This is a genomic window from Microbacterium sp. RG1 (genome assembly GCF_005347485.1).
Taxonomy (GTDB): domain Bacteria; phylum Actinomycetota; class Actinomycetes; order Actinomycetales; family Microbacteriaceae; genus Microbacterium; species Microbacterium binotii_A.
The window spans coordinates 677,561-700,739 of the sequence record NZ_CP034121.1; the positions used below are offsets into that span (position 1 = coordinate 677,561).

A 23,179-nucleotide genomic window follows, 5' to 3' on the forward strand; every position below is an offset into this window, starting at 1 on the left:
TCAGACGTCGAGGCCGCGCCTCCGCAACAGCGGCTCGATGGCCGCATCCCGGCCGCGGAAGTCGCGGTACGCCTCGAGCGGGTCCTTCGCGCCGCCGACGCCGAGCAGTCGGCGGCGGAATCTCTCGCCTGCGGCCCGATCCAGGCCACCCTTCTCGGCGAACCACTCGACGGTGTCCGCGTCGAGGACCTCGCTCCAGATGTAGGAGTAGTAGCCCGCGCTGTAGCCGCCCGAGAAGATGTGGGCGAAGTAGGTCGTGGAGTACCGCGGGGGCACGGCGGGCTCGGTGAGTCCGATGTCCTCCAGGGCGCGCCGTTCGAAGTCGGCGACGTCGATCTCGGCCATGGCGTCGTCGACGCTCAACGAGTGCCAGGCGAGGTCGAGCCAGGCGGCCGCGAGGTACTCGCTGGTCGCGAAGCCCTGGTCGAACGTTCCGGATGCGGTCAGCCGCTCGATCACGTCGGCGGGCATCGGTTCGTCGGTCTCGATGTGGCGGGCGTAGTTCTCGACGACGCCGGCGGCGAGCATCCACATCTCGTTGACCTGGCTCGGGAACTCGACGAAGTCGCGGAAGACCGCCGTCCCCGCGAAGTGGGGGTACCGCGTGCGGGCGAAGAGGCCGTGGAGCGCGTGACCGAACTCGTGGAAGAGAGTGGTCACCTCGTCGAGCGTCAGCAGCGTCGGCTGGCCTTCGCCCGGGTCGGACACGTTGAGGTTGTTCACCACGACGGGCGCGGATCGGCGCAGCTCCGCAGGCGTCACGATGGAGTTCATCCATGCTCCGCCGCGCTTTGTGTCGCGCGTGTAGAGATCGAGGATGTAGAGCCCGAGACCTGTGCCGTCCTCTTCGAACACCTCGAAGACGCGGGCACCGGGATGGTACGCCACGAGGTCGTGTCGCTCGGTGAAGGTGATGCCGTAGAGCGCGGTGGCGGCCGCGAAGACGCCGTCGCGCAGTACCCGCTCGGCCTCGAACCAGGGGCGGAGCCCCGCAGTGTCGATGTCGAGCTGCGTCGCACGCACCTGCTCGGTGGCGTACGCCCAGTCGTGCGCCGCGAGGTCCTCGATACCGGAGACCTCGGCGCGTTCCGCCTTCTCCGCGGCAGCGTTGCGGGATGCGGGCTCCGCCAGACGTCGCAACAATCCGGCGACGGCCTCGGGAGAACCGGCGGTCTGATCGGCGGTGACGGCGGCCGCGTGCGTCGGGAAGCCGAGAAGCGCCGCGCGCTCCGCCCGTAGACGCACGATCTCGCGCACCGTCGCACTGTTGTCGTTGTCGCCACCGTGTCCGCCGCGGGCGCGCGAGGCGTTCATGATGCGCTCGCGCACGGACCGGTCGGCGAGAGACGCCAGCCACGGATGCCCCGTGAACAGTGGGAGCGTGATCAGCCAGCCGTCCAGCCCGCGCTGTTCCGCCGCTCTGGCTGCGGCCGACCGTTCGCCGGCCGCGAGCCCCTCGAGCTCCCGCTCGTCGCTCACAAGCACGGCGAGCTCGTTCGTGTCGGAGAGCAGGTGCTTCTCGAACGTGGTGGTCAGCGACGAGAGCCGCGTGTTGATCTCGACGAGACGCCGTTTGTCGTCGGGGGAGAGCCCGGCGCCTGCGAGGGTGAGTTCGCGGAAGGTCCGCGTCAGCAGACGGAGCGACTCCGCATCCAGATCCAGGGTGTCTCGCGCATCGTGCAGCGCGCTCACCCGCGCGTAGAGCCGTTCATCGAGTCGGATCGCGTCGCCGTGAGCGGAGAGCAGCGGTGCGAGCTCCTCCTCGATCGCCTGAATGGCAGGAGTGGCATCCGCCGACGACACGGTGAAGAAGGTCCTGCTCACACGATCGAGCGTCTCGCCGGCGCGCTCGAGGGCGACGAGCGTGTTCTCGAACGTCGGAGGCGCCGTCTCGGACGCGATCCGCTCGACCTCCGCACGGTGCTGACGAAACGCCTCGTCGAACGCGGGCAGATAGTGCTCGGGCTCGATCGCGGCGTAGTCGGGAAGCGCGTAGGGAAGAGCGGACCGGGAGAGCAGCGGATTGACGGACGCCATCCGCTCAGACTATCGGCGCTCGCGATGAGGCCGAGAGGCGGGCTCAGGCGAATTCGTCGTCGACATCGTGGCGCACGACCGCGGTACCGTCGGCGTCGAGTGACACGATGACGCCCGTGTCGAGCTCCGCGACCGGTCGACCCTCGAGCCAGGTCAGCGTCCATCGCGGCGTCGGCTGCGAGGACCACTGCGACTCGGTGATGGCCGACTCGACGGCGGCGATCTGCTCCCGGAGCGAAGCGGGAACCGAGGCCGGTGGCTCCGTCCTGGCGCTCCACCGTGTGCCGAGCTGCATGTCAGACCTCCTGCGGGGAGAACTCGATATCGACGACCTGGACCGTCTCGGCGTCGACGATAGCGAGATCCGCGATGCGGCCCACGGCCTTGAGATCACCCTCGGCACTCGCTAGGGCGGCGGCGATCGCCGACGGTGCCCCCAGGGTCAGACGCGCGATCGGCGTCTTCTGCGAAGCCTTCGCCTCGGTCTTGGCCCGTCGGATGGCGATGAGCGCGGAGCTCGCCGCGGTGAGGACGGCGGGGTCGTCGGCATCGGCGTCCCCGTGGTTCGCGGTGAGCGGCTCGGGCCACGGAGCGGTGTGCACGGAGCCCTCCTCGAACCACGACCAGGCTTCCTCCGTCGCGAAGGAGAGCACCGGGGCGAGCAGGCGCAGCAGAGTCGACAGGGCCGTGCGCAGCGCCTGCGCCGCCGAGGCCTGACCCACGTCGCCCTGGTCGTAGGCGCGCTCCTTGACGAGTTCGAGGTAGTCGTCGCAGAAGGTCCAGAAGAACGACTCGGTGATCTCCAGAGCCCGCGCGTGGTCGTACGCCTCGAAAGCCGTCGTCGCGTCGCGCACGACACGATCGAGCGTGGCGAGCATCGCCGCATCCAGCGCATGGGTGACCCGGGCGCCCTCGGGAACGGGGAACGACAGCACGAACTTCGCCGCGTTGAGCACCTTGATCGCCAGTCGCCGGCCGATCTTCACCTGGGTGGGGTTCTGCGGGTCGAACGCGGCGTCCGCGCCGAGCCGGCTCGATGCCGCCCAGTAGCGCACCGCGTCGGTGCCGTGCTGATCCAGGATGTCGGCAGGCGTGACGACGTTGCCCTTCGACTTCGACATCTTCTTGCGGTCGGGGTCGACGATGAAGCCGCTGATGGCGGCATCCGTCCACGGCGCGCGGTCGTCCTCGAGGGCGGAGCGCACCATCGTGGAGAACAGCCAGGTGCGGATGATGTCCTGGCCCTGCGGGCGCAGGTCGAAAGGTGCGACGAGGTCCCACAGCTCTTCGTCGCGCTGCCAGCCACCGGCCAGCTGCGGGGTGAGCGAGGAGGTCGCCCACGTGTCGAAGATGTCCTTCTCGCCTTCGAAGCCGCCCGGGACGCCGCGCTGCGACTCGTCGTAACCGGGTGCGGTGTCGGTCGTCGGATCGACGGGAAGTGCGGCGATGTCGGCCGCGATGACACCGCCCTCGATCCGCTCGCCGTTCTCGTCCAGCGGATACCACACCGGGATCGGGACGCCGAAGAAGCGCTGGCGGCTGATGAGCCAGTCGCCCGTGAGCCCGTTGGTCCAGTTCTCGTAGCGCACGCGCATGAAGTCGGGATGCCACCGCATGCCCGCTCCGAGCGCGAGAAGCTTCTCGCGGAAGGCCTCGTCGCGGGCACCGTTGCGCAGGTACCACTGACGCGTCGAGACGATCTCCAGGGCCCGGTCGCCCTTCTCGTAGAACTTCACCGGGTGGTTGAAGGGCTTCGAGACCTCGAGGAGTTCGCCGGAGGCCTCCAGAAGCTCGACCATCTTCTTCTTGGCGCTGAAGACCGTGAGCCCTGCCAGCTCCGCGTACGCGGCCTTCGCCGCATCCGTCTCGAGGGCTGCCGGTGCATCGGGGAGGATGCGGCCGTCCTTGCCGAGGATCGTGCGGTTCGGCAGATCCAGCTCCCGCCACCAGATGATGTCGGTGACGTCGCCGAAGGTGCAGACCATCGCGATGCCCGATCCCTTGTCCTGCTGCGCGAGAGGGTGGGCGAGCACGGGCACCTCGACGCCGAACACGGGCGTGCGCACCGTCTGGCCGAAGTACGGCTGGTACCGCTCGTCGTTGGGGTTGGCCACGAGAGCCACGCACGCCGCGAGCAGCTCGGGGCGCGTGGTCTCGATGTGGATGTCGCCCGAGCCGTCGGTCTTGTGGAAGGCGAGCCGATGGTACGACGCCTGCTGTTCGCGGTCCTCCAGCTCGGCCTGGGCGATGGCGGAGCGGAAATCGATGTCCCACAGCGTGGGTGCGAGCGCCTGGTACGCCTCGCCGCGTTCCACATTGCGCAGGAACGCCAACTGGCTCGTGCGGATCGTGTCGTTCGAGATGGTGCGGTACGTCTGGGTCCAGTCGACCGAGAGGCCGAGCTGGCGGAAGACGGCTTCGAACGCCTTCTCGTCCTCGAGGGTCAGCTCTTCGCACAGGTCGATGAAGTTGCGGCGGCTGATCGGCACCTGGTCGGCCGGCTTCAGGCTCTTCGCGTCGCCGCGGAACGGGGGAGTGAAGTCGGGGTCGTACGCCAGCGAGGTGTCGCAGCGCACGCCGTAGTAGTTCTGCACGCGCCGCTCGGTCGGCAGCCCGTTGTCGTCCCATCCCATGGGGTAGAAGACGGTCTTGCCGCGCATCCGCTCGAAGCGCACCTTCACGTCGGTGTGCGTGTAGCTGAACACGTGACCGATGTGCAGAGAGCCGGATGCGGTCGGCGGAGGAGTGTCGACGGAGAAGACGCCGCCGCGGCCGGAGGTCGTCGCGGCCTCCCTATCGAAGAGGTACGTGCCCTCGGCGGACCAGGTCTGGTCCCACTTGGCTTCGAGGCCCTCGAGTGCGGGCTTGTCGGGAATGGCCATGGGTGTCTCCTCGATATGTGCGGCACCGTGTGAGCGTGCCTGAGTGTGCGGTGCGGCAAGTCTACCGGGGCGCCGACGTGCCGCATCCGAGACCGGGATGCGGCACGTGGCCGGTTCAGGGATCAGGCGCGATCGTGCAGCGTGATCCGGTAGCCGTCCGGGTCGGCGAAGGTGAAGGTGAGTCCGAACGGGCCTTCGGCGGGCGCCGACACGATGGTGTGTCCCGCGGCGACCAGCCCGTCGTGGATCTCCTGGACCCCGGTCGCATGCAGCCAGACGGCCGTGCCGATGCCCGGCTGATCGACGCCGGAGAGGTCGGTGTCGGGAAGGAGGTCTCGCAGCGCGAACGCGATGGGTGTCGTCGTGAACACCACGGCGTGCGGGGGGCCGGCGGGCGAGCGCACGAGTCCGAGGTGGGTCTCGTAGAAGGCCTGCGACGCATCGAGATCTCGTACCTGGAGGGAGATGAAGTCGGGACCGGTGACGGGCATGGGAACTCCTTGTTCTATGTCAGATAACTGACATGCAATCTATGTCAGAATACTGACATGAGTCAAACCGGCCCGCAGATCCATCTCGACACGTCGCTGGGCTACCTCGTCAAGCAGGCGGCGAGCGCGCTGCGCGTCGCGATGGAGGATGTGCTCCGGCCGCTCGGCATGACGATCACGCACTACTCGTGCTTGGAACTGCTCGCGCAGCGGCCCGGCTCGACCAACTCGGACCTCGCCCGGGGCACGTTCGTGACGCGCCAGTCGATGAACGTGCTCCTGCAGGGGCTCGAGCGCGACGGCGAGGTCGTCCGCCCCGCCGATGCCGCCGTCGGCAAGGCCCTTCCCACGCGGCTGACCCCGTTGGGGCGGCGACGCCTCGACGCGGCCAGCGCGGCGGTGCGTTCGGTCGAGGCCCGGATGCTGTCCGGTCTGACCGACACCGAGCAGTCCGCCGCGTTCGCCGCCCTGACGAGCATGGTGCGCTCTCTGCAGGCCGCGCCCGACGCATCCGCCTAGGACGTGCCTCGCGCCTCGGCGCGATCGATCGCAAAGCCCAGGTGCGGCATGTCCACTCCGCGGTAGCCAACCTCGTCCGTTTCGGCGACCTGGATCCACCTCTCAGCGCGCTAGAATCGCAGGTACACGCACAGATCCGGCCATCACCGGGGAGCTCTCGGAAGAACAGCGTTCGCGCCCAGTAGAACCGAGCGGGGCAGGCCCGTCATCGCCGCAGTGAAAGTGGTCGGGGTCTCTCTCCGGCAAGCAGGGTGGTACCGCGGCTTCGGTCGTCCCGGCAGGAAGAGTTCTTCGACCCCTGCGAGATGACGATGACCTACCCCCGTTCCTCGGCCTTCGGGCCCGCTGCCGACGTCACGCCGAGCCCGCGCTTCCCCGAGATCGAGCGCGAGGTGCTCGACTTCTGGTCCGCGGACGACACCTTCCGCGCATCCATCGCCCAACGCGAGGGCGCCGACGAGTGGGTCTTCTACGACGGCCCCCCGTTCGCCAACGGTCTTCCGCACTACGGCCACCTGCTCACCGGATATGCCAAGGACCTCTTCCCGCGCTTCCAGACCATGCGGGGCAAGAAGGTCGACCGCGTCTTCGGCTGGGACACCCACGGGCTCCCGGCCGAGCTGGAGGCGATGAAGCAGCTCGGCATCACCGAGAAGGACGAGATCGAGCGGATGGGAGTGGCGACCTTCAACGCGAAGGCCCGCGAATCGGTGCTGGCCTACACGCACGAGTGGGAGGACTACGTCACCCGCCAAGCGCGGTGGGTGGACTTCGAGCGCGGGTACAAGACGCTCGACACCGGCTACATGGAATCGGTCCTCTGGGCGTTCAAGAGCCTGTGGGACAAGGGGCTCGCGTACGAGGGCTACCGGGTGCTGCCGTACTGCTGGCGAGACGAGACGCCGCTGTCGAGCCATGAGCTGCGCATGGACGACGACGTCTACAAGATGCGTCAGGACCCCTCCGTCACGGTCACGTTCCCGCTCGTCGGCGCGAAGGCCGAGGCCCTGGGGCTCACCGGGGTGCGCGCACTCGCGTGGACGACGACGCCATGGACGCTTCCCACCAACCTCGCGCTCGCGGTCGGTCCCGCCATCGAGTACGCCGTGCTGCCCGCCGGTCCCGCGGGCGCCGCCGACGTCCACCGGGCGCCCGACGGAACGCCTGATGACGCCCTCGAGACCAGCGCGCACCGCTATCTGCTCGCCGCGGACCTGGTCGGCGCGCACGCGAAGGATCTCGGTTACGACTCCGCAGATGCGGCGCGCGAAGCCGTGGAGCGCCGAATCGCCGGCGCGGAGCTGTCGGGTGTGGCGTACGACCGCCTGTTCGACTACTACGCGGACGCCGAGACGTGGGGCACCCAGGACGCCTGGCGCATCCTCGTCGACGACTACGTCACGACCACCGACGGCACCGGCATCGTCCACCAGGCACCGGCTTACGGTGAGGACGACAAGCGCCTCGCGGATGCGGCGGGCCTGCCGACCATCGTCAGCCTCGACGACGGCGGGCGCTTCCTGCCGCAGGTCGCCGATGTGGCGGGTGAGCTGTGGCTCGACGCGAATCGCCCCCTCATCCGTCTGCTGCGCCAGGAAGGGCGCCTGCTGCGCGAAGCCAGCTACGAGCACTCCTACCCGCACTGCTGGCGCTGCCGCAACCCTCTGATCTACAAGGCCGTCTCCAGCTGGTTCGTGCGCGTCACCGACATCAAGGAGCGCCTGGTCGAGCTGAACGAGCAGATCACGTGGGCACCCGAGAACGTCAAGCACGGCCAGTTCGGCAAGTGGGTCGAGGGAGCGCGCGACTGGTCGATCAGCCGCAACCGCTACTGGGGTTCACCCATCCCGGTGTGGAAGAGCGACGACCCCGCCTACCCGCGCATCGACGTGTACGGCTCGTTCGAGGAGATCGAGCGCGACTTCGGTCGCCTACCCCGCGACCCCGAGGGCAACGTCGACCTGCACCGTCCCTATATCGACGAGCTGACGCGGCCGAACCCGGACGACCCCACGGGGGCATCGACCATGCGGCGGATCGAGGACGTCTTCGACGTGTGGTTCGACTCGGGCTCCATGCCCTACGCCCAGGTGCACTACCCGTTCGAGAACCGCGAGTGGTTCGACACCCACGCACCCGCCGACTTCATCGTCGAGTACATCGGGCAGACGCGCGGCTGGTTCTACGTCATGCACGTCCTCTCGGGCGCGCTCTTCGACCGTCCGGCGTTCACGGGTGTCTCCTGCCACGGCATCGTCCTCGGCAGCGACGGGCAGAAGATGTCGAAGTCGCTGCGCAACTATCCCGACGTCAGCGAGGTCTTCGACCGCGACGGATCCGACGCCATGCGGTGGTTCCTCATGTCGAGTTCGGTGCTGCGCGGCGGCAACCTCGTGGTGACCGAGGAAGGCATCCGTGCGGGCGTCCGCGAGTTCCTGCTGCCGCTGTGGAACACGTGGTACTTCTTCTCCACCTACGCCAACGCCGCCGGCGGGCCCGACGGCTCCGGGTACGAGGCGACGTGGCGCACGGATTCGACCGACGTCCTCGATCGCTACATCCTCGCCCTCACCGGCGACCTCGTGCGCGATGTCGCCGCCGACCTCGAGGTGCTCGACTCGACGACGGCCGCCGCACGCCTGCGGGACTTCGCCGAGGTGCTGACGAACTGGTACATCCGTCGCTCACGCGACCGGTTCTGGGTGGGGGTCGCAGGCGATGCCCGCTCGACGGAGGCCTTCGACACGCTCTACACGGTGCTCGAGACGCTCACGCGCGTGGCGGCGCCGCTCATCCCGCTCGTGGCCGAGCGCGTCTGGCAGGGGCTCACGGGAGGTCGCAGCGTGCACCTGACCGACTGGCCCGACGCAGCCGCGTTCGCCGACGCCGCCGACATCCGTGAGGCGATGGATGCGGTGCGCGAGGTCTCCTCGGTCGCCAACGCCCTGCGCAAGCGCGAGGGCAAGCGCGTGCGCCTGCCGCTGCCGTTGCTGACCGTCGTCGTGCCGCACGCGGGTGCGCTCGGCCAGTTCGACGACATCCTGCGCGACGAGCTCAACGTGAAGGCGATCGAACTGGTCGATCTCGGCGAGCACACCGCGGCGGAGTACGGCATCACGCACCGCCTCACGGTGAATGCGCGAGCCGCAGGCCCGCGCCTCGGAAAGCTCGTGCAGCAGGTCATCCGCGCCGCGAAGGACGGGGACTGGTCCGAGCGCGACGGCGTCGTGACGGCGGGCGGCATCGCTCTCGAGCCCGCGGAGTACGACCTCGTCTTCGAGACCAGCGGCCGGCCGGAGGGCGAGGCGCTCGCCGTGCTCGGCGGCGGAGGTTTCGTGCTGCTCGCGACCGCGACGACGCCGGCTCTCGAAGCGGAAGGTCTCGCACGCGATGTGATCCGGGCCGTGCAGGACACGCGCAAGGCCGCGGGCTTCGAGGTCAGCGACCGCATCCGGCTCGTTCTGACCTTCGCGGATGCGGGCGACGCGGACGCCGTTGCGTCGGCGTTCGATGCGGCGGACGTGGCGGGGGAGACCCTCGCGCTTCAGGTGCTGGTGACCGGCGCCGACGGTGCCGAGCGCGTGCGCCGAGCGGTCGACAGCGACGACGTCGAGCACACCGGGGAGTTCGCCGCCGGTGCGTACGCGAACGCGGGTGCATTCACGGTGGGCGTCGCACGAGTGGAGGTCGCACGATGAGCGGAACCGAGAACGAGCGCAATCGCGCGGACGCCGTCTACGCGGCGTTGCTGGAGCGGCAGGGCGAGCAGTGGGTGCAGCCGCGCATCGAGCGCACGCGGCGGGTGCTGGAGCTGCTCGACGACCCACAGCGCACCTATCGCGTCGTCCATGTGACGGGAACGAACGGGAAGACCTCCACGAGCCGGCTGATCGAGAGCCTGCTGCGGACCATGGGGCTGCGCACGGGGCTGTTCACGAGCCCGCACCTGGAGCGTTTCACCGAGCGCATCATGGTCGACGGCGAGCCCATCGCGGATGCCGCGGTCGTGGAGGCGTGGGAGGAGATCCTCCCGTTCATCGAGCTGGTGGACGCGGAATTGCTCGCCGAGGGCGGCGCCCGACTCACCTTCTTCGAGGTGCTGACGGTCCTCGCGTTCGTGGCCTTCTCCGACGCCCCCGTCGACGTGGCCGTGATCGAGGTCGGTATGGGCGGCGAGTGGGACTCGACGAACACCGCCGACGGCGACGTCGCGGTCATCGCCCCCGTCGGCATGGATCACGCCGACCGTCTCGGCGACACGATCGAGAAGATCGCCCGCGTGAAGGCCGGGATCATCAAGCAGGACGCTGCGGTCGTCTCCGCCGCCCAGGAGCCGGAGGTCGATCGCGTGCTGCGCGAGGCCGCCGCCGTTCGGGGAGCGACGATCGCGGTCGAAGGCACCGACTTCGCGCTGCGCTCCTATCGCCTCGCCGTCGGGGGACAGCTTCTCGATGTGCAGGGGCTCGCCGGCGAGTATGCAGAGCTGTATCTGCCGCTCTACGGAGAGCATCAGGGTCGCAACGCCGCCCTGGCGATCGCCGCCGTCGAATCCCTCATCGGCGCGGGCTCCCAGGCACTCGCCCCTGACGTGGTGACCGACGGCCTCGGCCAGGCGTCCTCGCCCGGACGCCTCCAGCTGGTCGGCGCGCATCCCACGGTCGTCGTCGACGCGGCGCACAACCCGCACGGCGCCGCGGCTCTCGTCGAGGCGCTGCGCGGATCCTTCGACTTCGACGAGTGGGGCGTCGTGCTCGGCGTCCTCGGCGACAAGGATGCGGAGGGGATCGTCGCGACGCTCGCCCCCATCGCCGCCCACGTGTTCGCCACGGCTCCCGACTCCGAGCGGGCGAACGACGCCGACACGATCGCGGACCTCGTCGAGGCACGGGGCCTGCGCGTGACCGTCCACACCGACCTCGCGGACGCGGCCGAGGCCGCCCGGGAGTGGGCGGCCGCATCCGATCGACGCGCCGTTGTCATCGCCGGGTCCGTCGTGCTGGCCGGAGAGGCGCTCGCCCTCGCAGAGGCTGAGGCGTGGAAGGACGGGTGGTCGGCATGAGCGGCAAGCGACCGCCGCGGGTGCGGCGTCAGCGCGGCGCGCAGGAGTCGCTCGCACAGGTCGTGCTCGGTTTCGAGACGATCGTCGTCTTTCTCGCGTGGCTCGTGATCTACGGGCTGAAGTCCACGCCCGACGGTGTCGAGCCGTGGTGGGCGATCGTCGTGGGGTCCGTCTTCGCCGTCGTGATGATCGCCGCGAGCGGGGTCGTGCGCTGGCGATGGGGGATCGCTCTCGGATGGGCGCTGCAGGTGCTCCTCGCCGCGTCGGCGATCCTCGAACCCGCCATCCTGCTCGTCGCGTTCATTTTCGGTGGCATGTGGGCGTATGCGACGATCAAGGGAGCCTCGCTGGACCGCCGCAACGCGCGTCTGGCCGCCGCATCCGCGACTGCGAACGGAGATTGACCCATCATGGCCATCGAAGAAACCCTCGTCCTCGTCAAGCCGGACGGTGTGGCCCGCGGCCTCACCGGCGCCATCCTCGCCCGTATCGAGGCGAAGGGCTACGCGCTCGTCGACCTGCGCCTGGTCGAGCCCGACCGGGAGCGTCTCGAGCAGCACTACGCCGAACATGAGGGCAAGCCGTTCTACGAGCCCCTCGTCGAGTTCATGATGTCGGGGCCGTCGGTCGCGATCCGCCTCGCCGGCGACCGCGTCATCGAGGGCTTCCGTTCCCTCGCCGGCACCACCGATCCGACCACCGCCGCTCCCGGCACGATCCGCGGCGACTTCGGCCGCGACTGGGGTCTCAAGGTTCAGCAGAACCTGGTGCACGGTAGCGACAGCCCCGAGTCCGCTGCGCGCGAGCTCGGCATCTGGTTCGGCTGACCTTCCCGCTCACGACGAAGCCCGCCCCTCGCTCGAGGGGCGGGCTTCGTCGTGGAAGTGCTCAGCCGATGATGCTGTTGACCTTGTCCCAGTCCAGCACGATCCCCAAGGGGCCGTCGCTTGCGCTCACACGTCCCGGTGCTCCGAGGGACTGCGCGGGACCGTCGAGGTCCACGAACGCACTGTCGTCCGCGTTGCGCAAGGAGAAGTCGAGCTTGTCTCCGCCGAGAGTGTTGTTCGCTCGGATGATCTGGAGCATCGCCCGCAGGTCGTCGGGGGATACATCGTCTCGCGCGGACGTCCCGCCGACATTGAGCACGACGGCGAAGCCGTCGGTGCTCCGACTCGCCCACACGTCGGAGAGTCCGAGGTCTGCGGACTCCAGCGCCGCCGGAATCTTCTCCTCGTACGACGAATCGAGCGGCGGTGCCGCGAAGCACCCCGTGAGAGCCGCGGGAACAGCGACGACGGCTGCCATGGCCGCCGTCACGCGGCGAAGAAACCTCGAGCGCATGGCGCCCCCCTCTCAATGCCGTCCGATCGGCCGACGATGGTGAACAGGGTCATCGACCCTCGGACGCGGTGAACATGCTGTGCTCGACCACCTCTCCCGTGAGCAGGTCGAGTCCCGGAGGCGCGGTGCCGTAGATCTCCCGGTACTGCGCCTCCCACGCGGCCACGGAGTTGGTGTAGTTCTCGTTGTTGTGCGCCTCGATGGGGTTGCTCATTGGGGGCAGGATCACGCGGTTCACATTCGTGCCCGTCGCTCCGGACACGTTGCCGTCGAGCATCGGCACCGCGTCATTGGCGTGCTGGAACGCGTAGACGGGGATGTTCGGCGGGATGTCGAACGTGTCGATCGGGGAACCGTTGGTCACGACCCCGACCGTGTTGTACGGGAAGGTCGGGTCGGAGGCGAGGTTGGCCGCCATGATGCCGCCCTGACTGAATCCGGTGAGCACGACGTCGTCTCCGGGGGAGATGCCCGCGTCGTTCATCGCTTCCAGCACAGCCCGCTCGTAGACCGTCTTGAACGCAGGATTGTCCATCATCAGTGCGACATTCGAGTCGCGATCGTTGAGCGCGCCCGTATCTCCCATCAGCTGCCAGTCCTGCGTAGAGGGCAGTGAGACGACCCAGTGCTCCTTGCCGTCAGGGCCGACCACGCGCTTGATGTCGATGACGGATGCGTCCTCGCCACCCATGCGGTCGGTCGTTCCGTTGACCGACACGAGATCAGAGAGCGAGTCCAGCGTCCTGACGCCCTGGGCTTCCTCCCACGCCTTGCGCTGCTCCTCGGTCATGTTCGCCGGGTCCAGCTCTTCGACATCGGCGTCTTTCTGGAGGAAGTTCTCACCGGCGCCCCCCAGGATGGAGCCCACGAGACCGCCCCCGAGCGGGCCCAGCGGGCCGAAGGCCGTCCCCAGGACGGACCCGATCGTGCCGCCGATCGCGGGAAGCATCTGCGCGATGATCTCTTTCAGCTCGGCGAGGGCCTCGGCCACGAGGGGCATGAGGCGCTGGATGAGGGATGCGAGCGCGAAGAGTGCTTCGAGCAGATCTGAGACCAGGCGCCCCCCGGCCTGGACGAGCTCGTAGGCGGCCTCGGCGAAGTTCTTGATCCGGTCGGCCGCCTCGAACGGGTTGAGCGTGAAGGAGAACAGCTCGTCGGCGAAGCGCGACAGACGCACCAGCAGGTCGCACACGAACGACCGCGTCGCATCGACGATCCGCGCCGCGAGCCGGAGGGCGCCGGCGGTCGCCGATGTCCACTCCGCTGCATCCGTCGCGATCACCGAAAGATCCTCGTACCGCTCGCGCAGGGCACGCACGGTGCGTCCGTCCAGTTCGGCGAGCGCGTTGCGAGCGCTGGTGAACTGCGGGGCGAGCTGTGCGAGCTCGCTGGCGGAGTCCTCCCAGTTGGCCGCGAACCCTGCCACCTCAGCCGAGTTACCCAGGAGCTGGTCGAACAGCTCTCGCAGCGGCTGGACGTACTGCAGCAGCAGCCCTGCGAAACCCGGAATCTGCGCGCAAGCGTCGCCGCCCGGCCCGGATGCGGGAAGTCCGCGCGCCCAGCTTCCGCTGCGGATCTCGCCCGCGACGGCTGCTGCGCCGCTCACGAATCGTCTCCCTTGTTGAACGCGTCGACCGCATCCTCCTCGAGAGACGAGAAAGCCTTCAGCGCGGTGGCGGTCCCGTCGGCCATCTTCTCGGTCAGTTCGCGTGCGGCGGTCACCAGCTCACGCGAGCGACCGGCGAGCGCCTGTACTGCGGGCACGAGGATCCCCTGGCTCAGCAGACCGAATGCATCACCCGACAGCGGGGTGTCGACCTTGCCGGCCACCGACGAGAATGCGCTCGACGCCTCGCGCAGGGTGCTCACCTGGGATGTGAGGATGTCGCCGTCGAGAACGATCCGCTGGTTCGCTGCCCCGGTCATGATGCTGCTCCCAGAGCGCGCGCGCTCTCGAGGTCGATCTGTGAATATCCGTCCGCGAGCGCAGACAGCGCGGCGCAGATCTTGCGCACGGCTTCCGTGCGGCTCTCGAGCGCGTCCGAGAAACGCAGGCGCGACGCGTCGAAGGCGATCTGCGCCTCACCGGACCATTCGGCGCGAAGCGTCTTCGCCTCGTCATCGAGCCGTTCGAGGATGTCGTCGATGGCCTGCGCGGCGTCGCGGATGTTCGTGGCGGCGTCAGCGAGGCGGATCGGGGTGACGGTCAGCTGTTCCAGCATCGTCTCACCGCAGTTCCGTGCCGGCGCCGAACTGCGCCCGCACCTGATCGCGCGTCTGCGCCACGACGGGGGAGTCTGCGCCGAGCGACTCGGCCATGCGGTTCAACGCGACCTCCGCCGCGGCGCGCTGCGCCTCGCGCACGGTCTCGGTCACCAGGCGCGACAGCGTCCTGGCATCCAGATCGAGCGCTTCGCTCGCGATGTCGACCTGTTCGATCGCCCCACCCGCGCGGGCGGTGACGGTCACCTCGCGGCCGACCGAGCTGATGCTCGCCCGCGCGTCACGCACGTCGTCGGCCATGCGCGCCGCGTCATGGGCGGCGGTGCGCGCCCGTTCGGTCTGCGCGATCACTCGCATCCGTGCCGCTTCGAGCGCGGCCAGGCTGTCTGTTTCCAGCGACATCGAGCTGCCTCCCCTGACTCGCCATCACCCTAGCGAGCCGGAGAAGTTCGTCGGAGACGCCTGTGGACAGCGCCCGGAATCAGAAGAGCGTGGCGAGCACGTGCAACCGCATCTCCGCCAGCACCGCGATGATCGCGAACGCGACCACCGCCATCAGCGGCACCCAAGCGGCAAGGGAGCTCGCGATCTGACGCCCCCGATCGCCGACGGGCACGGCACCGTTGCGCAACACGTGCAGGGTCACCGCGAAGAACGAGGGGATCGTCACCGACCACGTGACCATGCACCAGGGGCAGAGGGTTCCGAGAGAGAAGATGCTCTGCGCGATCAGCCAGCACACGAAGGCGAAGGCGAAGGCCATGCCGGCCCAGAACGCCAGCCAGAACCAGCGGTTGAAGCGGGCGCCCGCGAGGAGAGCGGCACCGACCACCACGGGCGCGACCCATCCGCTCAGGCCCAGGATCGGGTTGGGAAAACCGAACACGCTGCCCTGCCACGACTGCAGGTTGGCGGTGCACTGGACGAGGACGCTGAAATCGCAGGATGCGGTGGCATTCGGGTCGGCGAGGAGGTGGAAGCGCTCGATCGTGAGCGAGAACGCGGCGATCCAGCCGACGACTCCGGCGATGATGAGCCAGACGGCCAGAGCGATCGGGCGTGCGGGTGCCTGGGTGTCGGACATGTTCGGATTATGGCACCGGGTTCTCATGCACGCGCTGAGGGTGACGACGGGCCGGACACCGCGCCTGACGCGGATCGGCGCCGGAAGTGCGATAATGGCTGACGATGTCCTGCGCAGCCGCGCTGTGCGGAACATCGACGCAGACTTCGGGCAATGATCGCCCGCGCAGCCCGTGCCGTGTGCCGGCTGCAGACCGAATGAGCCGACGGCACCGCTGGTGCGGCGCCGCACGAGATTTTGCCGGGCGACGCGCGGTGTCGCCCCGGTGAGGAGTACGCCGGTGAAGGCCGATGACGCAAACCAGTCCGATGATCGCAATGAGCGGGGCGACGAACAGCTGACGTTCCCCGTGGACGAGGCCGCTCCCGCTGCGGTGGAAGAGTCGCCCGGCGACGTCTTGCAGACTGCGGACGCAGCCGACGCGCCCGAAGAGGCTGCGCCGGTGAGTGACGCCGATGCGGATGCCGCGGTCGAGCAGCCCGCTGACGCACCGGAGACCTCCGACGCCGCCGCCCCGTCCGCTGACGACGCATCCGCTGACTCCACGCCGGACGATCCCGCCGCGGTTGCGGCGGAGCCCGCATCCGACGAGTCCGTCGCCGCCGTCGAGGAGCCGGTCTCTGCTCCCGAGGAACCGGCCGCGGTCGTCGAGCAGAAGCCCGAGGAGCCCGCGGAGAAGCCCGGTCCGGTCACGGCCGTCTCGCTGGGTCTGCTTCCCGAGGTCTTCGTGTCGGCGGTCTCCACCCAGCTGCACTTCTACGCTCCCGAGGTCGTGGCGCTGCCCGCCCTGCCCGAGCCGGAGGACGAGGATGCGCCGTCGTCATCGAGCCGTCGACGCGGCCGCCGACGGGGCTCCGAGCGCGACGGCGCCGACAGCGGAGAACCCGCCCGCGCGCCGCGTCAGCGGGCCGTCGAGGTCATCACCGAGCCGCAGCGCATCAAGGGCTCGACCCGCCTCGAGGCCAAGAAGCAGCGCCGCCGGGACGGCCGCGATGCCGGACGCCGCCGCCCCGTGGTGACGGAGGCGGAGTTCCTCGCACGCCGTGAAGCGGTCGATCGTGTGATGGTCGTCCGTTCGAAGAACGGCCGCATCCAGATCGCCGTGCTCGAGGACAACGTCCTCGTGGAGCACTACGTGGCACGCAACCAGGACGCGTCGCTCATCGGCAACGTCTACCTCGGTCGTGTGCAGAATGTCCTCCCGAGCATGGAGGCCGCCTTCGTCGACATCGGTCGCGGCCGCAACGCCGTCCTCTACTCGGGCGAGGTCGACTGGGATGCGGTCGAGACCGGCAACCAGCCGCGACGCATCGAACTGGCGCTCAAGAGCGGCGACAAGGTGCTCGTGCAGGTCACGAAGGATCCCGTCGGGCACAAGGGTGCTCGACTCACCAGCCAGATCTCGCTTCCCGGCCGGTACCTCGTGTACGTACCCGGGGGTGCGATGAACGGCATCTCCCGCAAACTGCCCGACACCGAGCGCGCGCGCCTCAAGCGCATCCTCAAGGAAGTGCTGCCGGAGTCCGCCGGCGTGATCGTCCGCACCGCGGCCGAAGGTGCGACCGAGGAGCAGCTGACCCGCGACGTGCAGCGCCTCACCGCGCAGTGGGAGCACATCAGCCGTCAGAACGAGTCCGTTCAGGCGCCTGCGCTGCTGCACTCCGAGCCCGACCTTCTCGTGAAGATCGTGCGCGACGTGTTCAACGAGGACTTCACGAAGATGCTCATCCAGGGTGAGGAGGCGCAGCACACCATCGAGGGCTACCTCGAGGCCGTCGCCCCCGACCTCCTGGAGCGCGTCGAGCGGTACGAGGGCGGGGGAGACCCGTTCGACGACTTCCGTGTCACAGAACAGATCGAGAAGGCACTCGACCGCAAGGTCTGGCTGCCCTCCGGCGGTTCGCTCGTGATCGACCGCACCGAGGCCATGACGGTCGTCGACGTCAACACCGGGAAGTTCGTCGGCTCCGGTGGAAACCTCGAGGAGACCGTCACCAAGAACAACCTCGAGGCCGCGGAAGAGATCGTCCGCCAGCTGCGTCTGCGCGACATCGGCGGCATCATCGTCGTCGACTTCATCGACATGGTCCTGGAGTCCAACCGCGACCTCGTGCTGCGCCGTCTGATCGAGTGCCTGAGTCGCGACCGCACGAAGCACCAGGTCGCCGAGGTGACTTCCCTCGGGCTCGTGCAGATGACCCGTAAGAAGCTGGGTCTCGGCCTTCTCGAGACCTTCAGCGAGGCCTGCGAGGTGTGCGCCGGGCGCGGCGTCATCGTCCACCACGACCCTGTCGTCAAGCACCGCGGAGGCGCGGGCAACGGCAACGGCAATGGCAACGGCAACGGTGGCGGCAACAACGGCAACGGGCGCCGCTCGCGACAGAACACGCAGCCCCAGGCGCCGGCGGGCCAGGCGCATGTCATCACCGCGGGTGTGAAGTCAGCTCTGGCTCAGATCGCCGCATCCACGATCCACCCGGGTTCCGAGGAGGCGATCGTGTCCGACGTCGAGGTGTCGGTCGCAACGGTCGAGGTCGTCGAGCAGGTCGAGGAGCGTCCTCGCGCCAAGCGGAAGAAGCCGCGCCACGAGGCGAAGCCGAAGTCGGAGAAGGAGCTGCTGCTCGACTCCGTCCTGGACGCGCTACCCGAGCCGAAGGCGCCGGGGCAGGGTCGCGGACGTCGCCGCGTGACGACCGCGGCGCTCACCGGCACGCCGGTCGTCCACGTTCCCGACGGCGAATGAGCCCCGTGTCACCGTCCGCGACGTTCGCGGGCGGTGACACGCAGTCCTGAAGCGATCAACGCGCGAACGAGCGTGTGGCCGTCGACGGCGCGCGCCCCCGCGGACACGAGACGCTCGTGCGCGTCGTCGGGGACGTCGTAATGATCGAGATCGAAGCCCCGCCGGGGGATGCCGTTTGCCGCGGCGAAGGCGTGGAGCTCATCGAGATCGCTGTCACTGATCAGGTGCGACCACAGGCGTCCGTGAGCGGGCCAACGAGGGTCGTCGATGAGGATCGCCATCCGATGATCGTAGGAGGCGGCAGAAGACGCGCGGGCGTGCGCGACACGCGCTCCGGCTCCTTTTGCCACCTCGGCCCTCGATCGGGTAAACTCTTCCTTTGGTGCGTCGCCCTATCGCTGGGCACCCGGCTTGACGATGTGCGAGTCGATGCATCACCGGACTTCTCCGCCCCTGGCGGAGTCCCTCCAGACAATCGGAGCCGAGCGCTCCCAAGACGAAACAGGTGTGAAGTGGTTTACGCAGTTGTGCGCGCCGGCGGCCGGCAGGAAAAGGTCGAGGTCGGCACGATCGTCGTCCTCGACCGCCAGCAGGCGAAGATCGGCGAGACCCTCGAGCTGCCGGCCGTCCTGCTCGTCGACGGCGACGCGGTCACGACCGACGCGGCGAAGCTCGCCAAGGTGACGGTCACCGCCGAGGTCCTCGGTGAGGAGCGCGGCCCGAAGATCGTGATCCAGAAGTTCAAGAACAAGACCGGTTACAAGAAGCGCCAGGGTCACCGTCAGGACCTCACGCGCGTCAAGGTCACCGGCATCAAGTAAGTCCAGGAAGAGGCGAAGAAATGGCACACAAAAAGGGCGCGAGCTCGACTCGTAACGGTCGTGACTCGAACGCACAGCGCCTCGGCGTGAAGCGCTTCGGCGGCCAGGTCGTCAACGCGGGCGAGATCATCGTCCGTCAGCGCGGCACGCACTTCCACCCCGGCGCCAATGTCGGCCGCGGTGGCGACGACACGCTTTTCGCACTGTCGGCCGGCGCCGTGCAGTTCGGCACCAAGGGCGGCCGCAAGGTCGTCAACATCGTGGGCGCCGCGGAGTAATCCGCCGTCACACGCAGACGTCGGCGAGGGGCGGGCTTCGGCCCGCCCCTCGCTTCATATCCAGGAGGGCGCACCCATGGTCACGTTCGTCGATCGAGTGACGCTTCACCTGCGCGCGGGCAAGGGCGGCAACGGCTGCGTGTCGGTGCGCCGTGAGAAGTTCAAGCCGCTCGCCGGCCCCGACGGCGGCAACGGCGGCAACGGCGGAGACATCGTCCTCGTCGCCGACCCGCAGGTGACCACGCTCCTGTCGTATCACCACTCGCCGCACCGCACCGCCGAGAACGGCGGATTCGGGATGGGCGACAACCGTTCCGGCGCGATGGGCGAGCCCATCGAGCTGCCGGTGCCGGTCGGCACCGTCGTGAAGGACGAGGACGGCACCGTCCTGGCCGACATGGTCGAGCCCGGCATCCGTTTCGTCGTCGCGCCCGGGGGACGCGGCGGACTCGGGAACGCAGCGCTGGCGACCACCAAGCGCAAAGCCCCCGGCTTCGCTCTGCTGGGTACCCCCGGGTGGGAGGGGGACGTCCGTCTCGAGCTGAAGACCGTCGCCGACGTCGCCCTGGTGGGCTACCCCTCGGCGGGCAAGTCCAGCCTCATCGCCGCGGTGTCCGCAGCCCGACCGAAGATCGCCGACTACCCCTTCACCACGCTGCATCCGAACCTCGGCGTCGTGCAGGCCGGGGACGTTCGCTTCACCGTCGCCGACGTGCCCGGACTCATCGAGGGCGCGAGCGACGGTCGTGGGCTCGGGCTCGAGTTCCTGCGTCACGTCGAGCGCTGCACCGCGCTGGTCCACGTGCTCGACTGCGCCACCCTGGAGCCCGGCCGCGACCCGTTGTCGGATCTCGACGTCATCCTCGCCGAGCTCGCCGCCTACGAGGTCCCCGAGGGCCAGGTTCCGCTCCTGGAGCGTCCGCAGGTCGTCGCGCTGAACAAGGTCGACGTGCCCGAAGCGCGTGATCTCGCCGACCTGGTGCGCCCCGATCTCGAGGAGCGCGGCTACCGCGTGTTCGAGATCTCCACGGTGAGCCGCGCGGGTCTGCGAGAGCTCACCTTCGCGCTCGGCGAGATCGTCGAGAAGCACCGTGCCGAGGTCGCCGCTGAGCCGGCGCCCGAGCGCATCATCATCCGGCCCAAGGGCTCCGAGAAGGAGTTCTCGGTGCGCGTCGAGGGTGGCACGTACGGTCCGGTGTACCGCGTTCTCGGCGAGAAGCCGGTGCGGTGGGTGCAGCAGACGGACTTCCAGAACGAAGAGGCCGTCGGCTTCCTCGCCGACCGGCTCGACAAGCTGGGCGTCGAAGACGAACTGTTCCGTGCCGGGGCGACGCCGGGCGCGACCGTCGTCATCGGAGAGGGCGACAGTGTGGTGTTCGACTGGCATCCGTCGTTGTCGTCCGCCGCGGAGCTCATGACGGCTCCGCGCGGCACCGATCCGCGCTTCAACCTCGACGGGCGCCGCACGACCAACCAGCGCCGCGAGCGCTACCACGAGCGGATGGACGCCAAGGCCGCCGCCCGCGCCGAGCTGGAGGCAGAGCGCATCCGCGAGGGCGACGAGTGAGCGTGAGCTCGCGCGCCGACCTGCCCGCGGCCAGGCGCCTCGTCGTCAAGGTGGGCTCGTCGTCGATCAGCGGCGACAACGCGGTGAACATCCAGCCGCTCGTGAAGGCTCTTGCCGCCGCGCACGGTCGTGGCACCGAGGTCGTCCTGGTTTCGTCGGGAGCGATCGCAACCGGGATGCCCTACCTCGCGCTCGATGCCAGACCCTCCGACCTGGCCACGCAGCAGGCTGCCGCTGCGGTGGGCCAGAACATCCTCGTCTACCGCTACCAAGAGGCACTGCGCCCCTTCGCCGTGGTGGCGGGGCAGGTGCTGCTGACGGCGGGCGACCTGGAGAATCCGACCCATCGCTCCAATGCCCGCCGGGCGATGGAGCGTCTTCTCGGCCTGCGCATCCTGCCGATCGTCAACGAGAACGACACCGTCGCCACCCACGAGATCCGCTTCGGCGACAACGACCGTCTCGCCGCCCTGGTGGCCCAGCTCATCAGCGCCGACGCTCTCGTCCTGCTCAGCGACATCGCCTGCCTGTACACGCGGCCGCCGGACGAGCCCGGGGCGCGGCCGATCGCCGAGGTGCCGTACGGCGACGATCTTTCGGGCTATGAGTTCGGTTCCGTCGTCGTGAACAGTGTCGGGACCGGGGGAGCGGCCACGAAGGTCTCCGCGGCGCGGCTCGCCGCGGCCGCCGGTGTGGCCGTGCTGGTGACGAGCATCGACCTCGTCGAGTCCGCGCTCGGCGGCGACGAGGTCGGCACGTGGTTCGCGCCGAATCCGCATCCGGTGGAGCACCCGCTGACCGGACCGGTGCTGACGCGTCGCTAAACTGAGCGGATGAGTCTGACGACCGTCACCGCAGGCGAGCGGATGCTGCTCGCGAAGACCGCCTCGCGCGAGATCGCACGGCTCTCGGACGCGCAGAAGAGCCGCCTCCTCGATCGCATCGCGGAAGCGTTGGAGGCCGCGACGGCTGAGATCGTCGCCGCCAACGGCGAGGACCTCGAGCGGGGGCGCGAGCAGGGCCTCTCCGATGCGCTGCTGGACCGGCTGAGCCTCGACGTCGCTCGCGTGAGCGCTCTCGCCCAGGCTGTGCGCGAGGTCGCGCAGCTGCCGGACCCGGTGGGTCGACTGCTGGAGGAGAAGACGCTCGCGAACGGGCTGAACCTCCAGAAGATCTCCGTCCCCTTCGGTGTGGTCGGCTCCATCTACGAAGCGCGGCCGAACGTGACCGTCGACATCGCTGCGCTCGCGCTGCGCTCGGGCAACGCCGTCGTGCTGCGCGGCGGGACCGCCGCCGAGCTCACCAACTCGGCGCTCGTGGATGCGATGCGCGGCGCGCTCGCGGAGGAGGACGTCGACCCGGAGGCGATTCAGACGCTCGACGCCTTCGGCCGTGCGGGCGCCACCGAGCTCATGCACGCGCGCGGGATCGTGGACGTGCTCGTCCCGCGGGGCAGTGCGCAGCTGATCGAGACCGTCGTCACCGAATCCACCGTGCCCGTCATCGAGACCGGCGCCGGTGTGGTGCACGTCTACCTGGACGAGAGTGCGCCGCTGGAGCGGGCCGAAGCGATCGTGGTGAACGCCAAGGCTCAGCGTCCCAGCGTCTGCAACGCGGCCGAGACGGTGCTGGTGCACCGCGCCGCCGCCGAGCGTGTCGTGGGGCCCGTGGTGGCCGCCCTCCAGGGCGCCGGTGTCACGGTGCACGGCGACGAGAGGGTCGCGCAGCTGGCGCCCGACGTCGTCCCCGCCGACGAGCAGGACTGGCAGGCGGAGTATCTGAGTCTCGACATCGCAATGCGCGTGGTCGACGATCTGGATGCGGCCCTCGAGCACATCCGGCGCTACTCGACGCACCACACCGAGTCGATCATCACGGACGACGAGGTCAACGCCGAGCGGTTCCTCGCCGAGGTGGACTCGGCGGTCGTGATGGCGAACGCATCCACGCGCTTCACCGACGGTGGCGAGTTCGGCTTCGGCGCGGAAGTGGGCATCTCCACCCAGAAGCTCCACGCCCGAGGACCTATGGGCCTGCGAGAGCTCACGAGCTCCAAGTGGGTCGTCCGCGGCTCCGGGCAGGTCCGCGGCTGACAGACTAAGCTGGGAGCGCCCGTGCGCCCCACCGATCGATC

At 69.1% G+C, this 23,179-nt stretch carries 22 protein-coding genes; 11 read left to right on the forward strand and 11 right to left on the reverse strand.

Annotated elements, in window-relative coordinates:
- From EHF32_RS03195 to EHF32_RS03210, 4 genes are all read right to left on the reverse strand, one after another.
- Positions 1-2,037: a M3 family metallopeptidase gene (locus EHF32_RS03195; RefSeq protein WP_137416783.1), complete on the reverse strand. Its 2,037-nt coding sequence runs from the start codon at positions 2,035-2,037 to the stop codon at positions 1-3.
- 43 nt (positions 2,038-2,080) lie between these two features.
- Positions 2,081-2,332, reverse strand: coding sequence for a hypothetical protein (locus EHF32_RS03200; protein WP_137416784.1), 252 nt, complete (start codon positions 2,330-2,332; stop codon positions 2,081-2,083).
- A 1-nt stretch (position 2,333) separates the two neighbouring features.
- Positions 2,334-4,919, reverse strand: a complete 2,586-nt coding sequence (gene valS / locus EHF32_RS03205) for a valine--tRNA ligase (RefSeq protein WP_137416785.1) — start codon at positions 4,917-4,919, stop codon at positions 2,334-2,336.
- Between the two features lie 122 nt (positions 4,920-5,041).
- Positions 5,042-5,410, reverse strand: a complete 369-nt coding sequence (locus tag EHF32_RS03210) for a VOC family protein (protein WP_137416786.1) — start codon at positions 5,408-5,410, stop codon at positions 5,042-5,044.
- A gap of 57 nt (positions 5,411-5,467) precedes the next feature.
- Here EHF32_RS03210 and EHF32_RS03215 point away from each other — a divergent pair, with 57 nt between their 5' ends.
- The 5 genes from EHF32_RS03215 (at position 5,468) to ndk (ending at position 11,815) form a co-directional block, all read left to right on the forward strand.
- The gene (locus tag EHF32_RS03215; RefSeq protein ID WP_137416787.1) at positions 5,468-5,929 is read left to right on the forward strand and encodes a MarR family winged helix-turn-helix transcriptional regulator; all 462 of its coding nucleotides are present in this window, start codon (positions 5,468-5,470) and stop codon (positions 5,927-5,929) included.
- A 311-nt stretch (positions 5,930-6,240) separates the two neighbouring features.
- On the forward strand, positions 6,241-9,627 hold the full coding sequence (gene ileS / locus EHF32_RS03220) for an isoleucine--tRNA ligase (protein ID WP_137416788.1): 3,387 nt from the start codon (positions 6,241-6,243) through the stop codon (positions 9,625-9,627).
- Complete coding sequence (locus EHF32_RS03225) at positions 9,624-10,988, forward strand: bifunctional folylpolyglutamate synthase/dihydrofolate synthase (RefSeq protein ID WP_137416789.1); 1,365 nt, start codon at positions 9,624-9,626, stop codon at positions 10,986-10,988. Before ileS ends, EHF32_RS03225 begins: the two co-directional genes overlap by 4 nt.
- Positions 10,985-11,392, forward strand: a complete 408-nt coding sequence (locus EHF32_RS03230) for a DUF4233 domain-containing protein (RefSeq protein ID WP_137416790.1) — start codon at positions 10,985-10,987, stop codon at positions 11,390-11,392. The genes EHF32_RS03225 and EHF32_RS03230 overlap by 4 nt, the downstream gene beginning before the upstream one ends.
- Before the next feature lie 6 nt (positions 11,393-11,398).
- The gene (gene ndk / locus EHF32_RS03235; protein WP_137416791.1) at positions 11,399-11,815 is read left to right on the forward strand and encodes a nucleoside-diphosphate kinase; all 417 of its coding nucleotides are present in this window, start codon (positions 11,399-11,401) and stop codon (positions 11,813-11,815) included.
- 61 nt (positions 11,816-11,876) lie between these two features.
- On the opposite strand, the gene EHF32_RS03240 is transcribed toward ndk, so the two are convergent.
- The 6 genes from EHF32_RS03240 to EHF32_RS03265 all read right to left on the reverse strand — a co-directional run bounded on the left by EHF32_RS03240 (position 11,877) and on the right by EHF32_RS03265 (position 15,636).
- Complete coding sequence (locus EHF32_RS03240; RefSeq protein ID WP_137416792.1) at positions 11,877-12,329, reverse strand: hypothetical protein; 453 nt, start codon at positions 12,327-12,329, stop codon at positions 11,877-11,879.
- 49 nt (positions 12,330-12,378) lie between these two features.
- The gene (locus EHF32_RS03245) at positions 12,379-13,935 is read right to left on the reverse strand and encodes a hypothetical protein (protein ID WP_137416793.1); all 1,557 of its coding nucleotides are present in this window, start codon (positions 13,933-13,935) and stop codon (positions 12,379-12,381) included.
- The gene (locus EHF32_RS03250; protein WP_137416794.1) at positions 13,932-14,255 is read right to left on the reverse strand and encodes a hypothetical protein; all 324 of its coding nucleotides are present in this window, start codon (positions 14,253-14,255) and stop codon (positions 13,932-13,934) included. The genes EHF32_RS03245 and EHF32_RS03250 overlap by 4 nt, the downstream gene beginning before the upstream one ends.
- The gene (locus tag EHF32_RS03255; RefSeq protein ID WP_137416795.1) at positions 14,252-14,551 is read right to left on the reverse strand and encodes a WXG100 family type VII secretion target; all 300 of its coding nucleotides are present in this window, start codon (positions 14,549-14,551) and stop codon (positions 14,252-14,254) included. The genes EHF32_RS03250 and EHF32_RS03255 overlap by 4 nt, the downstream gene beginning before the upstream one ends.
- Positions 14,552-14,555: 4 nt before the next feature.
- A complete protein-coding gene (locus EHF32_RS03260) occupies positions 14,556-14,954 on the reverse strand; it encodes a YbaB/EbfC family nucleoid-associated protein (RefSeq protein ID WP_137416796.1) in 399 nt (132 codons plus the stop codon).
- A gap of 79 nt (positions 14,955-15,033) precedes the next feature.
- Positions 15,034-15,636, reverse strand: a complete 603-nt coding sequence (locus EHF32_RS03265; RefSeq protein WP_137416797.1) for a vitamin K epoxide reductase family protein — start codon at positions 15,634-15,636, stop codon at positions 15,034-15,036.
- A gap of 280 nt (positions 15,637-15,916) precedes the next feature.
- Between EHF32_RS03265 and EHF32_RS03270 the strand changes: the two genes are divergently transcribed.
- Positions 15,917-18,379, forward strand: a complete 2,463-nt coding sequence (locus tag EHF32_RS03270) for an Rne/Rng family ribonuclease (protein ID WP_443189853.1) — start codon at positions 15,917-15,919, stop codon at positions 18,377-18,379.
- Positions 18,380-18,387: 8 nt separating this feature from the next.
- On the opposite strand, the gene EHF32_RS03275 is transcribed toward EHF32_RS03270, so the two are convergent.
- A complete protein-coding gene (locus EHF32_RS03275; protein WP_137416798.1) occupies positions 18,388-18,660 on the reverse strand; it encodes a DUF4031 domain-containing protein in 273 nt (90 codons plus the stop codon).
- Between the two features lie 231 nt (positions 18,661-18,891).
- Here EHF32_RS03275 and rplU point away from each other — a divergent pair, with 231 nt between their 5' ends.
- The 5 genes from rplU (at position 18,892) to EHF32_RS03300 (ending at position 23,138) form a co-directional block, all read left to right on the forward strand.
- Entirely contained in the window at positions 18,892-19,200 is a 309-nt protein-coding gene (gene rplU, locus EHF32_RS03280) for a 50S ribosomal protein L21 (RefSeq protein ID WP_137416799.1), read from the forward strand.
- A 20-nt stretch (positions 19,201-19,220) separates the two neighbouring features.
- The gene (gene rpmA / locus EHF32_RS03285; RefSeq protein WP_137416800.1) at positions 19,221-19,478 is read left to right on the forward strand and encodes a 50S ribosomal protein L27; all 258 of its coding nucleotides are present in this window, start codon (positions 19,221-19,223) and stop codon (positions 19,476-19,478) included.
- 76 nt (positions 19,479-19,554) lie between these two features.
- Positions 19,555-21,045, forward strand: coding sequence for a GTPase ObgE (obgE, locus tag EHF32_RS03290; RefSeq protein ID WP_137416801.1), 1,491 nt, complete (start codon positions 19,555-19,557; stop codon positions 21,043-21,045).
- A complete protein-coding gene (proB, locus tag EHF32_RS03295; protein WP_137416802.1) occupies positions 21,042-21,869 on the forward strand; it encodes a glutamate 5-kinase in 828 nt (275 codons plus the stop codon). The genes obgE and proB overlap by 4 nt, the downstream gene beginning before the upstream one ends.
- A gap of 9 nt (positions 21,870-21,878) precedes the next feature.
- The gene (locus EHF32_RS03300) at positions 21,879-23,138 is read left to right on the forward strand and encodes a glutamate-5-semialdehyde dehydrogenase (protein WP_137416803.1); all 1,260 of its coding nucleotides are present in this window, start codon (positions 21,879-21,881) and stop codon (positions 23,136-23,138) included.
- Positions 23,139-23,179 lie beyond the last annotated feature (41 nt).

Bases quoted from the DNA above. Each gene is read 5' to 3' on its own strand.
- EHF32_RS03215 (WP_137416787.1), top strand. From the start codon at position 5,468: ATGAGTCAAACCGGCCCGCAGATCCATCTCGACACGTCGCTGGGCTAC.
- EHF32_RS03255 (WP_137416795.1), bottom strand. From the start codon at position 14,551: ATGCTGGAACAGCTGACCGTCACCCCGATCCGCCTCGCTGACGCCGCC.
- obgE (WP_137416801.1), top strand. From the start codon at position 19,555: ATGGTCACGTTCGTCGATCGAGTGACGCTTCACCTGCGCGCGGGCAAG.
- rpmA (WP_137416800.1), top strand. From the start codon at position 19,221: ATGGCACACAAAAAGGGCGCGAGCTCGACTCGTAACGGTCGTGACTCG.
- EHF32_RS03250 (WP_137416794.1), bottom strand. From the start codon at position 14,255: ATGACCGGGGCAGCGAACCAGCGGATCGTTCTCGACGGCGACATCCTC.
- EHF32_RS03210 (WP_137416786.1), bottom strand. From the start codon at position 5,410: ATGCCCGTCACCGGTCCCGACTTCATCTCCCTCCAGGTACGAGATCTC.
- ileS (WP_137416788.1), top strand. From the start codon at position 6,241: ATGACCTACCCCCGTTCCTCGGCCTTCGGGCCCGCTGCCGACGTCACG.
- EHF32_RS03195 (WP_137416783.1), bottom strand. From the start codon at position 2,037: ATGGCGTCCGTCAATCCGCTGCTCTCCCGGTCCGCTCTTCCCTACGCG.
- EHF32_RS03230 (WP_137416790.1), top strand. From the start codon at position 10,985: ATGAGCGGCAAGCGACCGCCGCGGGTGCGGCGTCAGCGCGGCGCGCAG.
- EHF32_RS03240 (WP_137416792.1), bottom strand. From the start codon at position 12,329: ATGCGCTCGAGGTTTCTTCGCCGCGTGACGGCGGCCATGGCAGCCGTC.
- ndk (WP_137416791.1), top strand. From the start codon at position 11,399: ATGGCCATCGAAGAAACCCTCGTCCTCGTCAAGCCGGACGGTGTGGCC.
- EHF32_RS03260 (WP_137416796.1), bottom strand. From the start codon at position 14,954: ATGTCGCTGGAAACAGACAGCCTGGCCGCGCTCGAAGCGGCACGGATG.
- EHF32_RS03300 (WP_137416803.1), top strand. From the start codon at position 21,879: ATGAGTCTGACGACCGTCACCGCAGGCGAGCGGATGCTGCTCGCGAAG.
- EHF32_RS03275 (WP_137416798.1), bottom strand. From the start codon at position 18,660: ATGGCGATCCTCATCGACGACCCTCGTTGGCCCGCTCACGGACGCCTG.
- valS (WP_137416785.1), bottom strand. From the start codon at position 4,919: ATGGCCATTCCCGACAAGCCCGCACTCGAGGGCCTCGAAGCCAAGTGG.
- EHF32_RS03200 (WP_137416784.1), bottom strand. From the start codon at position 2,332: ATGCAGCTCGGCACACGGTGGAGCGCCAGGACGGAGCCACCGGCCTCG.
- EHF32_RS03225 (WP_137416789.1), top strand. From the start codon at position 9,624: ATGAGCGGAACCGAGAACGAGCGCAATCGCGCGGACGCCGTCTACGCG.
- EHF32_RS03265 (WP_137416797.1), bottom strand. From the start codon at position 15,636: ATGTCCGACACCCAGGCACCCGCACGCCCGATCGCTCTGGCCGTCTGG.